This window comes from Cellulophaga sp. L1A9 (genome assembly GCF_009797025.1).
In the GTDB taxonomy this organism is placed as follows: domain Bacteria; phylum Bacteroidota; class Bacteroidia; order Flavobacteriales; family Flavobacteriaceae; genus Cellulophaga.
This window is the reverse complement of record NZ_CP047027.1, coordinates 27,745-41,380: the sequence shown is the minus strand read 5'-3', so window position 1 is coordinate 41,380 and position 13,636 is coordinate 27,745. Positions and strand designations below refer to the sequence as shown.

Annotated in this window: 12 protein-coding genes; 10 read left to right on the top strand and 2 right to left on the bottom strand. The window is 32.9% G+C overall.

The window, feature by feature from the left end; genetic code table 11:
- Window positions 1-77 precede the first annotated feature (77 nt).
- Window positions 78-1,970: a phosphoglycerate dehydrogenase gene (gene serA, locus GQR94_RS00190; protein ID WP_158973436.1), complete on the top strand. Its 1,893-nt coding sequence runs from the start codon at window positions 78-80 to the stop codon at window positions 1,968-1,970.
- A gap of 174 nt (window positions 1,971-2,144) precedes the next feature.
- A complete protein-coding gene (locus GQR94_RS00185; RefSeq protein WP_370458265.1) occupies window positions 2,145-2,993 on the top strand; it encodes a type IV pili methyl-accepting chemotaxis transducer N-terminal domain-containing protein in 849 nt (282 codons plus the stop codon).
- A 3-nt stretch (window positions 2,994-2,996) separates the two neighbouring features.
- On the opposite strand, the gene rlmH is transcribed toward GQR94_RS00185, so the two are convergent.
- Window positions 2,997-3,470, bottom strand: a complete 474-nt coding sequence (gene rlmH / locus GQR94_RS00180; protein ID WP_158973434.1) for a 23S rRNA (pseudouridine(1915)-N(3))-methyltransferase RlmH — start codon at window positions 3,468-3,470, stop codon at window positions 2,997-2,999.
- A gap of 109 nt (window positions 3,471-3,579) precedes the next feature.
- Between rlmH and nadC the strand changes: the two genes are divergently transcribed.
- Genes nadC through priA form a run of 4 tightly spaced genes read left to right on the top strand, consistent with a single transcriptional unit; the run spans window position 3,580 to window position 8,313 of the window.
- Entirely contained in the window at window positions 3,580-4,437 is an 858-nt protein-coding gene (gene nadC, locus GQR94_RS00175; protein ID WP_158973433.1) for a carboxylating nicotinate-nucleotide diphosphorylase, read from the top strand.
- Complete coding sequence (locus tag GQR94_RS00170; RefSeq protein WP_158973432.1) at window positions 4,438-5,421, top strand: YihY/virulence factor BrkB family protein; 984 nt, start codon at window positions 4,438-4,440, stop codon at window positions 5,419-5,421.
- Entirely contained in the window at window positions 5,408-5,845 is a 438-nt protein-coding gene (locus GQR94_RS00165; RefSeq protein WP_158973431.1) for a DUF2147 domain-containing protein, read from the top strand. The genes GQR94_RS00170 and GQR94_RS00165 overlap by 14 nt, the downstream gene beginning before the upstream one ends.
- Window positions 5,846-5,856: 11 nt before the next feature.
- A complete protein-coding gene (gene priA / locus GQR94_RS00160; RefSeq protein WP_158973430.1) occupies window positions 5,857-8,313 on the top strand; it encodes a primosomal protein N' in 2,457 nt (818 codons plus the stop codon).
- Between the two features lies 1 nt (window position 8,314).
- Here the strand turns inward: priA and GQR94_RS00155 are convergent, their stop codons facing one another.
- Window positions 8,315-9,007 (bottom strand): LytTR family DNA-binding domain-containing protein, encoded by a 693-nt coding sequence (locus GQR94_RS00155; protein ID WP_158973429.1) that lies wholly within the window; start codon window positions 9,005-9,007, stop codon window positions 8,315-8,317.
- A gap of 243 nt (window positions 9,008-9,250) precedes the next feature.
- Here GQR94_RS00155 and rpsF point away from each other — a divergent pair, with 243 nt between their 5' ends.
- The 4 genes from rpsF to GQR94_RS00135 all read left to right on the top strand — a co-directional run bounded on the left by rpsF (window position 9,251) and on the right by GQR94_RS00135 (window position 13,627).
- Window positions 9,251-9,589 (top strand): 30S ribosomal protein S6, encoded by a 339-nt coding sequence (gene rpsF, locus GQR94_RS00150; RefSeq protein ID WP_013548889.1) that lies wholly within the window; start codon window positions 9,251-9,253, stop codon window positions 9,587-9,589.
- A 3-nt stretch (window positions 9,590-9,592) separates the two neighbouring features.
- Window positions 9,593-9,889, top strand: a complete 297-nt coding sequence (gene rpsR / locus GQR94_RS00145; RefSeq protein ID WP_013548888.1) for a 30S ribosomal protein S18 — start codon at window positions 9,593-9,595, stop codon at window positions 9,887-9,889.
- A gap of 13 nt (window positions 9,890-9,902) precedes the next feature.
- A complete protein-coding gene (gene rplI, locus GQR94_RS00140) occupies window positions 9,903-10,352 on the top strand; it encodes a 50S ribosomal protein L9 (RefSeq protein WP_158973428.1) in 450 nt (149 codons plus the stop codon).
- Between the two features lie 107 nt (window positions 10,353-10,459).
- Window positions 10,460-13,627, top strand: coding sequence for a carboxypeptidase regulatory-like domain-containing protein (locus tag GQR94_RS00135; RefSeq protein WP_158973427.1), 3,168 nt, complete (start codon window positions 10,460-10,462; stop codon window positions 13,625-13,627).
- Window positions 13,628-13,636: the final 9 nt, after the last annotated feature.

Sequence of the window (13,636 nt, the reverse complement as noted above, 5' to 3'; positions counted from 1 at the left end):
CGATAGTAGTTTTAGTATTATTTCAAAGAATCAGAGCAAATAAATTTTTACTTTTATGGCTTAATTTTATTCAAAAAATGGTTGCAACAGGAAGAAAGTATGTATTTGATTTTGACAGTACTTTAACGCGGGTTGAAGCACTTGATGTTTTAGCGGAAATCACACTCAAAGGCAGGTCCAATAAAGAAGAAATTATTAATGAAATTCAGGAAATTACCAATTTAGGTATTGATGGTGATATTTCGTTTACCACATCTTTAGAGCGCAGAATTAAATTGTTAAATGCTCACGAAAGTGATTTACCAATTTTAGTAGAGGAGTTAAAGACTAAAATCTCAAAATCTATAGAAGCTAATAAGGACTTTTTTAGAGATTATGCCGATGATATTTATGTAATATCCTGTGGGTTTAAAGAGTTTATAGATCCTATTGTAAAGGAGTATAACATTCCTTCAGATAGAGTATATGCTAATACGTTTAAATTTGATGAAGAAGGTAAAATAGTTGGTTTTGATGAAACCAATGTTTTAGCGATGCATAATGGTAAAATAGATTGCCTAAAAAATATGAATCTTGACGGTGAGGTTCAAGTTATTGGTGATGGCTATAGCGATTATGTAATGAGAGAAGCAGGAATCGCGCATAAGTTTTTTGCGTATACCGAAAATGTACACCGAGAAAAAGCTGCAAAAAATGCAGATTATATTACACCTAACCTTGATGAATTTTTATTTGTGAACGATTTACCTAGAAAAATCTCCTATCCTAAAAATAGGATAAAGATGTTATTGTTAGAAAATGTGCATCCAGATGCGTTTAAAAGTCTATCTGAAGCAGGTTTCTCCGTAGAAACCGTTAACCACAGTTTAACAGAAGAAGAATTAATAGAAAAAATAAAAGGCGTACATGTACTTGGTATACGTTCTAAAACACAAGTAACTAAAAATGTACTAGAAGCAGCAAATAAGCTTATGGTTGTTGGTGCTTTTTGTATTGGGACCACCCAAATAGACTTAGATGCTTGTAAAGTAAAAGGAGTAGTAGTGTTTAATGCTCCTTATAGTAATACTCGTTCTGTTGTAGAATTAGCAATTGGCGAAATTATTATGCTTATGCGTAGCGTATTTACGCGTAGTACAGAAATACACCAAGGACAATGGAATAAAACAGCAGCGAATTCTAGAGAGGTACGTGGTAAAAACTTAGGTATTGTTGGGTATGGTAACATAGGAAAACAATTGTCTGTTTTAGCAGAGGCTTTAGGGATGCGTGTATATTATTATGATGTTAATGATCAATTGGCTTTAGGGAATGCTGTAAAATGTAATACCCTTGAAGACTTATTAAATATTTCAGATGTAGTAACCCTACATATAGATGACAATAAGGCTAACCTTAATTTTATAGGGGAAAGAGAAATTAACCAAATGAAAAATGGTGCTATTTTCATAAACTTAGCGCGTGGTTTTGTTGTAGATATTCCTGCGTTAGCAAAAGCCTTAAAGAGTGGTAAATTGGCAGGTGCAGCTATAGATGTTTTTCCAGAAGAACCAAGAAGTAATGGTGAGTTTGAAACTGAACTTAAAGGTCTAGATAATGTTATTCTTACCCCGCATGTGGGTGGTAGTACCGAAGAGGCGCAAGCAAATATAGCAGATTTTGTACCGAATAAAATTATGGATTATATGAATACAGGAAATACAGTGGATGCTGTAAATTTCCCTAATATTCGTTTGCCTAAGCAAAATAAATCACACCGTTTCCTGCACATTCACAAGAATGTTCCTGGGGTTATGGCGAAGGTAAATAAAGTTTTGGCTGAATATGAATTGAATATTACAGGACAATATTTATCTACAGATAATGAAGTAGGTTATGTTATATCAGATGTGAACAAAGAATATAATAAAGATGTGATAAAGGAGTTAAAGAAGATAGAAAACACCATTAAATTTAGAGTTCTTTATTAAAGATAATTGATCATATATTAAAGAGTCCAATGAATTTTTTCTTGGACTTTTTTTTATTTAGAGCCTTTAGCTATCGATAAACAAGTGTTTCACAACAATTTGTTGTTGGTAAAATAGATTTCAAATATCTTGTAGGAAAATTCTTTTAAAACTGTTTAGGCACAAATTAAGTACGTGAAAAAATTTTATAAATATTATTTATTAGTCATTACGATCATTGTGCTGACGGTTTTAATTCAATCGATAATTCAATATTCTTTGAGAAACCAAGAGCGTATGGCTGCTGTTATCAATGTCGCAGGTAAACAACGTATGCTTAGCCAGTTAGTGTTAAAAAATTACTATGAATGTAAGTACTCTGAGTGCGATTATTCGGAATTGAAAGTAGCCTTGGCTAAACTATATAGAACAGATGAAGTTTTACAAAATGGGGATGAAAAGTTTGGCTTCTATCCTGTTGAAAATGCTGAAATTATAGCCGAGTTTAAAAAATTGCAACCCCATTTAGATTATATCTATTCGAAATTGAATGATGTGGACCATTTTTCTGAAATACCGGTCATTGAGCTAACAAATCATGTGGATAGTTTTTTAAGTATTATGGATGGTATCGTTCTTAAATTTCAAAAAGAATCGGAAGAAGAAATAAAAACGATTATGATCATTGAGATAGAATTGGCTGTGTTGTCTCTTTTTATTATTCTCTTTGAGATATTCTATATTGTAAATCCTATCATTAGTAAAACAACGAGTCAGAATCAAAAGCTTAAAGAAATTTCTTGGCATCAGTCACACGCATATGCTTCACATATGAAGAATATAAAAGACCTCCAGCATGTGCTTAAAATTGAGCGAAAAATAGAAAATAAGGAAGATCTAGTGGCTTGTGTTGTTACGGAGTTAGATGCGCTTAATGAAGTGTCAGAAAATATGCTAAAGTCTTTAGAGAGTAAAGAGGAAGAAATAAGTAAATTTGATGCGTTATTGAGTAAGTTGGATGCATTATTTGTTAGAAAAAAGTAGGTGCTATTGGTGGTGGTAAGGTTCATTTTTTAAAATGGTAAACGCTCTATATACCTGTTCTACAATAAAAAGACGAATCATTTGATGAGAGAAGGTCATTTTAGATAAACTTATTTTGCCTTGTGCTTTGTTGTAAATAGCATCACTAAAACCGTAAGGACCGCCAATTACAAAGACCAGTTGTTTAATTCCTGAATTCATCTTTTTTTGTAAATAATTAGAAAAATCAATAGAAGTAAATTGTTTTCCATTTTCATCCAATAAGATTAAGACATCGGTGTTCGTTATTTTTTTTAAAATAGCATCACCTTCTTTCTCTTTTTGTTGGGCTTCAGATAAATTTTTAGTGTTTTTAATATCTGGGATTAATTCTAAATCAAATTTGATATAATGTTTAAGTCTATTTTCGTATTCTTCAATAAGTTGAGACAGATGAGAACTGTCTGTTTTTCCGATGGCTAAAAGTTTGATTGTCATAGGGCAAATTTAATCAGAATTTTTACGTTTAAGAATAAAGAATATAAATTTATAGGGAGTCTTCTCTAAGTAAAGTATTTAGTAAATTAGCAAATAAGAAAAATTTTCGATGATTTCAAAAGAGCAATTCAATACAGAAATAGAATTAATCATAGCCAATGCCATTCGTGAAGATGTGGGAGATGGAGATCATAGCTCTCTAGCTTGTATACCTCCTACAGCAACAGGTAAAGCAAAACTTTTAGTGAAAGATACTGGTATTATTGCAGGGATAGATTTTGCAAAACAGGTATTTCATTATGTAGATCAAGATCTAGAAATTGAAACAGTTTTAAAAGATGGAGATAAAGTAAAGCATGGTGATATAGCTTTTTATGTAACAGGGAGTTCTCAAAGCATCTTAAAATCAGAACGTTTGGTTTTAAATGCGATGCAAAGGATGAGTGCTATTGCTACTAAAACAAACTATTTTGTAAAATTATTGGAAGGTACTGCAACAAAAATTCTTGATACTAGAAAAACGACTCCAGGAATTAGAGCCTTAGAAAAATGGGCGGTTAAAATTGGAGGAGGAGAAAATCATAGATTCGCATTGTATGATATGATTATGCTAAAGGATAATCATATAGATTTTGCCGGAGGTTTAGGGAAAGCTATTGAAAAAACAAAGCAGTATTTAAAAGAAACAAATAGAGATTTAAAAATAATAGTCGAAGCTCGTGATTTAAATGAGGTACAGCAAATTCTTGATGCCAAAGGTGTGTACAGAATTTTGTTAGACAACTTTTCATTTAAAGATACCAAGACTGCTGTTAAGTTAATAGGAGATCAATGTTTAACAGAATCTTCTGGAGGGATAAATGAACATACCATTCGCGAGTATGCGGAGTGTGGCGTAAATTATATATCCTCTGGAGCATTAACACATTCTGTTTACAATATGGATCTAAGCCTAAAAGCAGTATAAATGTCTACAGCAATAGAAGAAAAAATAGATAAGATTCCAGTTATAAATTGGTTGGCAAGGTTGCTAAAAAAGGTAAAATTAGCTGCTTTTGAAGGCCTTTCTTTGTATGAGCTTATAGAAATGTATCTATCGGGAATAATACAAGGAGCGCTATCTACAAGAGCCAGTGCCATTGCATTCAGCCTATTTATGGCGCTTTTTCCTTTGCTGATATTTTTATTGAGTCTATTGCCTTTCTTAATTCCTTATATCCAGATTGATGGAGAGACAAATTTTGAAGCTGATTTTCTAGCTTTTTTAGAATCATTTTTACCAAATGCAACTGGAGATTATTTCGAAGAAATTTTCATCCAAATTAAGGATCAAAAAAGAGGAGGGCTATTGTCTTCTACATTTGTTATTTCCATATTTTTAGTAGCAAATGGTGTCAATGCAATCTTTGGTGGTTTTGAAAACTCGTACCACGTAAATCTAACTAGAAATTTTTTCAGACAATATTTATATGCGCTCTTTGTTGGCTTAATATTATCCATTCTACTAATAGTTGCTGCAATTTCTTTTGTGTATTCTGAGTTTTATATTGTAGAATATGCCAGTGATTTAGTCACAAAAACATACGGTACTAACTTGGAGGAAACCGATATTATGGGAGTACGGATTGCCAAAGTCATGTTCTTTATTATTTTGTCTTATTTGACTACCGCAATATTGTACTATTTTGGAACGGCTGAAGGTAAGCAGGCAAAATTCTTCTCTGCAGGTGCTACAATGACCACCTTGTTATTTATTTTTACCTCCTATTTGTTTGGGGTTTATGTAGAGAAATTTGCACGTTATAATGAGTTATATGGAGCTTTAGGAGGATTATTAATATTAATGGTGTTTATTTGGTTAAATTCTAATATATTGTTGCTAGGTTTTGAGTTGAATGCAACGATAAACGCAGTTCGAAATAATCTAAATCAGAAAGATGAAACAGCTTAAACTATTGCCTTTTTTTATAGGAATATTTTTAATAAATTTTGGGTATAGTCAATCTGTCTTTGATGAGTGGAAAACAATAGATGATCGCACCGGGAAACCAAAAGGGGTCATTAAAATTTATGAGAAAGATGGGCAGATGTATGGTGATGTTGTACAAATATTAGAAGACGGGAAGGAAAATTTCAAATGCACCAAGTGTGAAGGTGATTTAAAAGATACGCCTGTTTTAGGAATGACAATTATCAAAGGGGCTAAACATGAAGGTGGCGGAGAATGGAAAGGAAAACATTTATTTGATCCTGAACAAGCAATGACTTTTCGTTGTAAAATTTGGTTAAATCCGGACAACTCCAATGAACTTAAAGTCCGAGGATATCTTGCATTTATTTACCGAACCCAAACTTGGATACGAGTAAAAGATTAGAACACAGTAGCATGTCTTATTTTATCAATGTAATTCTTCCTATACCGTTAGAAAAACTGTTTACATACAGTATTTCCGATGCAGAAGCCGATTTTTTACAACCAGGAATGCGGGTCGCTGTTCCATTTGGGAAATCTAAAATATATACTGCTTTGGTGCATGAAGTGCATCAAACACCTCCAGCGGTGTATGAAGCAAAAGAAATTCATCAAATATTAGATGAAACTCCTTTGGTAACTGCCACGCAATTAAAACATTGGTTTTGGATTGCAACCTATTATATGTGTAGTGTAGGTGAGGTTTTTAGATCAGCTGTACCTAATGCTTTCTTGCTAGAAAGTGAAACCTTAATTTTAAAGAACAAGAACTTTCAAGCTGATGAAAATGAGCTTTTAGATGATGAGTTTTTAGTCTATGAAGCTTTAGAACATCAATCTATATTACGAGTGCAAGAAATAAGCGCCATTTTAGAAAAAAAGAATGTGCTTCCAGTGTTAAACCGACTCTTAAAAAAGAATATTATCATTCTGAAAGAAGAAGTATACGAACAGTATAAGCCAAAAATGCTGCGCTATGTTCGTATGGGGAAAGCCTATCAATCCGAAGAAAAATTAGAAGAATTATTAAATACCTTGACGAGAGCACCTAAGCAAAGTCAAGTGGTACTTACATTATTTCAATTACAAGCGACTACTAAAAAACCAATCAAAGTTTCTGAGCTAGAAGTGGCAAGTAAAAGTTCTTCGGCTATTATAAAAACATTAATAGATAAAACTATTCTTGAGGAATATTTTATACAGACAGATAGAGTGGTATATCTTGAGGATGGTGAAAACGAAAGTTTAAAATCATTAAATGAATATCAAGTAGAAGCGCTAAAAGACATTAAAAAAGGATTTGAACAAAATCTACCGACCTTATTGCACGGAGTAACATCTTCGGGAAAAACAGAGGTTTATGTTAAATTAATAGAAGAGTGTATTCGTTCTAATAAACAGGCTTTGTATTTGTTGCCTGAAATTGCGTTAACCACACAGTTAATTTCTAGGCTACAGGAATATTTTGGAGAAAAAGTGGCCGTGTATCATTCTAAATATAGCGTTCAAGAACGCGTAGAGGTTTGGAACAATGTTTTGGCAAATAAAGCAAAGGCACAAATCGTAATCGGAGCAAGATCGGCATTGTTCATGCCTTTTGCAGATTTAGGTTTGGTTATTATTGATGAAGAGCATGAAAGTTCATTTAAACAATATGATCCTGCGCCGCGCTACCATGCACGAGATACAGCAATCGTTTTAGGGAAACTGCATAAAGCTAAAATTTTATTAGGTTCGGCAACACCTAGTGTAGAAAGTTATTACAATGCACAAACCGGTAAATATGGCTATGCTAGTATTTTAAGAAGATTTGGCAATGTTCTCATGCCAGATATAGAACTGGTTGATATTAAGGAGTTGACTAGAAAAAAGAGAATGAAAGGTCATTTTTCTGAGCGCTTACTGGATGAAATTAAAGAAACGATAGAAAATGGAGCGCAAGTAATTTTATTTCAAAATAGAAGAGGATATGCACCTATCATGGAATGTACAACTTGCGGGCACTCTCCTCAATGTCCCAATTGCGATGTTAGTTTAACCTATCATCAACATAAAAAACAACTCCGATGTCATTATTGCAGTTACAATATTGCAGTGCCTTTAGCTTGCGAGGCATGCGGAAGTGCAACACTAGATACTAAGGGTTTTGGAACAGAACAAGTAGAGCAAGAGTTGAATACTTTATTTCCTGAGGTAAAGGTTGGTCGTATGGATCTTGATACAACACGAGGGAAATATGGGTATGAAAAAATAATTACAGCTTTTGAGCAGCAAGAAATAGATATTTTGGTAGGTACGCAAATGCTCACAAAAGGATTAGATTTTAGAAATGTAAATTTAGTTGGGATTATGAATGCGGATACGTTACTAAATTTTCCGGATTTTAGAGCTCATGAGCGTAGCTACCAATTGCTTACTCAAGTATCGGGTAGGGCGGGGCGAACTAAAAAAAGAGGCAAGGTAATTATCCAGAGTTATAATCCATACCATCAGATTCTAAAACAAGTTTCTACGGGAGATTATGAAGGAATGTTTAAGGAACAGTTGTATGAAAGGCAGCAATATAAATACCCTCCAGTAAATAGAATTATAAAAGTAACCTTTAAACATAAAGATTACAATAAACTAAATGAAGCTGCGGAGTGGTTTACTAAAGGGTTGCGTAATGCCTTTGGTATTCATGTGTTAGGTCCTGAGTTCCCTCCGGTGTCTAGAATTAGAAACCAGTATTTAAAACATGTTTTGATAAAAATTCCTAATGGTCAGGCTTTGGCTAAAACTAAAAATAGCATTAAAAGAATTGAAAAATCTTTTAATGCTATTTCGCAGTATGCTAGTGTACGAGTAATCTATAATGTAGATTATATCTAATTTAGACGTTGTTAAGTGCTTCAGCTAATTCAGTCTTTTTATTTCTACTTAAAGGAATAGAGCGCCCACTTACTTCAACATTTTTACTGTTGAACTTCTCTACTTTCTCTAAATTGATAATATAAGATTTGTGAATTCTTAAAAATTTATCGTCTGGTAATTGTTCTTCAAAGGATTTCATTGTAGATAAGATTACAATATTAGCTTCATCAGTAACTAATTTAATATAGTCACCAAGAGCTTCAATCCATTTAATATCGTTTAAAATAACCTTTCTTTTTTTAAGATTACTTTTTACAAAAATATGCTCTTCATCTTCATTTATCCTATGTAACTGTTCAAATTTTGCAACGGCTCGTTTTACAGAGGCATCAAATCTTGACATAGTAATAGGTTTATGCAAATAATCGGTTACATCATATTCAAAAGCTTTAAGTGCATAGTCTGGTTTACCGGTAATTAATATTACCTGTGGTCTATTGTCTAATGATTCAAGTAAATCAAAACCACTAATAATAGGCATCTCAACATCTAGGAATATAAGGTCAATTTCATTGTTCTTAATTCCATTTTTTGCTTCAATTGCATTGCTGTATTCAGCTACCAACGCTAAGTTTGGATGATTGTTTACTAATTTAGCAACTGCCATCCTCTGCATGGATGAATCGTCTACAATTATACTTCTTAATTTCATAAAAGGTTGATTTGTGGGGTTAAATCATAGGCAAAGTACTGAAAAAACACGATGAACTACAACAAAAGACGTGAATATGGTATAATTTGTTGTGTAATCAGCAAAATACATGATCAAAATTTAGGTTAAGTTTATTTTTTTAGGTTAAGTTTATACATACTGAATCTTATAACGAAGTTTTTAGAGAAATCTTGTGTAAACTCAGAATTATTGTTACTTTTGCGCTCTTAAAAATATATTAATATGAATCATTACGAAACTGTTTTCATTTTGAATCCCGTTCTATCTGATACTCAGATAGAGGAAACAGTTAAGAAATTTGAAGATTTCTTAATTAGCAAAGATGCCAAAATGGTATCTAAAGAAAATTGGGGCCTAAAAAAATTGGCTTATCCAATACAACACAAAAAAAGTGGTTTTTACCATTTGTTTGAATTTAGTTCTACAGGAGAAGTTGTTTCCCCTTTTGAATTAGAATTCAGAAGAGATGAGCGTATCATGCGTTTCTTAACTGTAAAGTTAGATAAGCATGCTATTTCATGGGCAGAAAGAAGAAGAACAAAGTTAAAAACTAAAGCTTAAGTTATGTCATCAATAGAACAACAAGCAAAAGGTAAAAAAGACGGAGAAATTAGATATTTAACTCCTCTAAATATCGATACAAATACTCAAAAGAAGTATTGTCGTTTTAAGAAATCTGGTATCAAGTATGTAGATTACAAAGATCCAGACTTTTTAATTAAATTAGTTAATGAGCAAGGTAAGTTACTTCCTAGAAGACTTACTGGAACTTCATTGAAGTACCAAAGAAAAGTGGCTGTAGCTGTGAAAAGAGCTCGTCATTTAGCATTAATGCCATATGTTGGTGATTTATTAAAATAAAAAAAAACGGACAATGGAACTTATATTAAAAGAAGACGTTCAGAATTTAGGCTTTAAGGATGATTTAGTAACTGTGAAAAACGGCTACGGAAGAAATTTCCTTATTCCTAATAGATTAGCTACTATGGCTACTGTTTCTGCTAAAAAAGTATTAGCGGAAAACTTGAAGCAAAGAGCTCATAAAGAAAAGAAAATTGTTGATGCTGCTAATAAAATTGCGGAAGCATTAAGACAATTAGAAATTAAAATTTCTGCTAAATCTGGTGCAGGTGACAAATTATTTGGATCTGTAACTAACATTGATTTGGCTGAAGCTTTAGTTAAAGAAGGACAAGATATCGAGAAAAAATTCATCTCAATCGCAGGTGGAGCTATCAAGAGAACTGGCCCTTACAATGCTCAAATCAGATTACACAGAGATGTTGTTGTTGATTTTGCTTTTGAAGTAGTTGGTAACAAATAGAAAATTGTTAACAAACAGTTAACAAATATTTTATAAAAAAGAGTCATGTTCGCATGACTCTTTTTTTTTTGCGCTAAATTCGTTTTAAACTATAAACTCACTCAATTATGTTTAAAAAGGCTTGTGCATTCTTTGTGCTTCTATTTGTCTCCTTCGGAGCATTTTCCCAGGTAACGACCTCTAATATTAAAGGTCTTATCGTTGATGATGTTAATGAACCATTATTTGGCGCTAACATTGTAGTCGTTCATACACCAACAGGCACAACTTATGGTGCTATATCTAATGAGGACGGTAGATTTAATTTGTTAAATTTGAGAGTAGGTGGCCCTTACGAGGTTTCAATCTCTTATATCGGTTACAAAACACAATCAAAGTCAGACGTGTATCTTACTTTAGGACAGACCTTTAATGTAGATGTTACTTTGGCTTCAGATAGTCAGGCATTGCAAGAAGTTGTGGTCGTATCAGATCAAAGTGGAACTTTTGGTAGTGGACGTACTGGAGCAGAAACTAGTGTTGGTAGTAGGGAATTAACACGTCTACCAACAATTTCTAGATCTGCACAAGATTTTACACGATTAGAACCTACGGCTAGTGGTAACTCTTTTGGTGGTCGTAATGATCAATACAATAACTTTTCTCTAGATGGCGCTATTTTCAACAATCCATTTGGCTTAGATTCTCCTACTCCAGGAGGGCAAACAGGTTCTCAGCCTATTTCTTTAGATGCTATTGAACAAATTCAAGTATCTACAGCTCCATATGATGTAACGCAATCTGGTTTTACTGGAGCGTCAGTAAATGCAGTTACTAAAAGTGGTACCAATGAATTTCATGGTACTGTGTATGGTTTTTTTAGAAATGAAGATTTAACAGGTGGTAAAATTAAAGGAGAAGATGTTACAAAGCCAAAATTGTCTCAAAATCAATACGGTGTTAGTATTGGTGGGCCAATTGTAAAAAATAAATTATTCTTTTTTGCAAACTTTGAGAAAGATGAAAGAGATGATTTAGGGAGCAATGGATGGGTTCCAAATACGGGGTCAGGTGCAATTAACGAATCTAGAGTGTTGGAAAGCGACTTAATAGCTGTGCAATCTGCATTAGCTGATTTGGGTTATGATACAGGTAGCTATGAAGGTTTTACGTATGGCTCAGAGTCAACAAAAGGATTGTTTAAATTAGATTGGAATATTAATGATAAAAACCGTTTAGCATTAATTTATAATTTTTTAAGATCATCTGCGGAAAAACCAGCGCATCCAACAGCATTAACAAATAGAGGTCCAAGTTTTACAACCTTACAATTTGAGAACTCTGGTTACGAGATAAATAATAATTTAAATTCGTTTCAGTTAGAATTAAACTCAACCTTATCTAATTCAGTAACTAATAAGTTTCAATTTGGTTATTCTCATTTTGATGATTTTAGAGATCCACTTTCAGTGCCTGCTCCAGTTATTACTATTCAAGATGGTAATAATTCAAATTATATTATTGCTGGTCATGAGCCATTTTCAATTAATAATAAATTAGATCAAAAAGTATTTCAGTTTACAAATAACTTAAATATTTTTAAAGGAGATCATACGTATACTATTGGAGTTTCGTTTGAAAAATTTGAATTTAAAAATTCTTTTAACTTGGCAGCTTATGATGTTTTTACTTTCCCCTATAGAGGTACTTTTAATATACCTGGTTTTGGTGGTCCTTACCCATCTGTAGAAGATTTTTTAGCAGATGCAGCTGACCCTGATGGTGTTTTAGCATTTAACTTGGCAAATGCACAAAATGTTTATGATAGTTCAAATGTAGCAGGTGATGGGAATGATGGTGGTTGGAAACTTTCGGAATTAAATGTGGGACAAGTTGCGTTTTATTTACAAGATGAATGGAATGCTTCGGATAAATTTAAATTAACTTATGGAATTCGTTTTGATAAGCCTCTATATTTTGATACAGCTGATTTAATTCAAAAATTTATCGATACAGACAATGGTGGAGCAGGAAGAGATACTTCTATACAATATTATAATCCAAACACAGGCGAAGATGTCACTTTAGATTCTACAACTTTGCCTAATAATGATTGGTTAATATCACCAAGAGTTGGTTTTAATTGGGATATTGAAGGAGATAAAGCTATTCAATTACGTGGAGGAACAGGTATTTTTACCGGTAGACTACCATTTGTGTGGATCGGTAATCAAGTAAGTGGAGCTGATGATGGATTTTTTCAAATAGTAGATCCTGATTTTAAATTTCCTCAAGTATGGAGAACTAATTTAGGTGTTGATAAACGTTTTGAAAATGGAATTATCGGTACTTTAGATGTTTCTTATACTAAAGATTTAAATGCAGCTCATGTTCAAAACTGGGGATTAAGAGATCCTTCAGGAACCTTGAATGGTGTAGGAGATAATAGAACTTATTATGAATCAGATGATTATGTGGGTAATAATGCTTATGTTTTTACGAACTCAGATAAAGGTAGAGTGTTTAATATCTCTCTCAAAGGGCAAAAAACTTTCGATAATGGTTTATATATAATGGCGGCGTACAGTTATTTGGATTCAAAAGAAGTAAATTCTATTGAAGCAGAGATAACAGGAGATGCTTTTGATTTTAATCCAACTGCTGGTGATGCAAATGCAGATGTATTATCTTATTCGGCTTATGGAGATACCCATCGTTTTATCGGAGTATTATCTAAAAATTTCGGATATGGTAAGGGCAAATGGAATACAACAATTTCTTCATTCTTTGAATATGCGCAAGGGGCTAGGTATAATTATACATATGCGGGTAATATAAATGGAGATAGTTCAGGTCAAAACAACGATTTATTATACATTCCTACAGCGGCAGAAGTTGGTCAAATGCAATTTTCAGGAGCAGGACAAGCAGAAGCTTTCGAAGCGTATATCCAACAAGATGATTATTTAAGTGATAATAGAGGTGATTATATGGAACGTTATGGCGCTTTAGCACCATGGAGAGGGAAGTGGGATGTTAAATTTCTACAAGATTACAAGTTTGATAACAATAATAAAATTCAGTTTAGTATTGATGTGCTGAACATTGGTAATTTAATTAGTTCTGATTGGGGAGTTGTTCAACAGCCAAATAATGTAAGTCCAATTGGTGTTTCTGTAGATGCTACAAATACGCCAACCTATACATTTGATCCTAGCTTAACGGAAACATACGGTTATGATGCTAGTTTATTATCAAGATGGCAAGCACAATTTGGTTTGCGTTATATCTTCTAGTGAAAATAA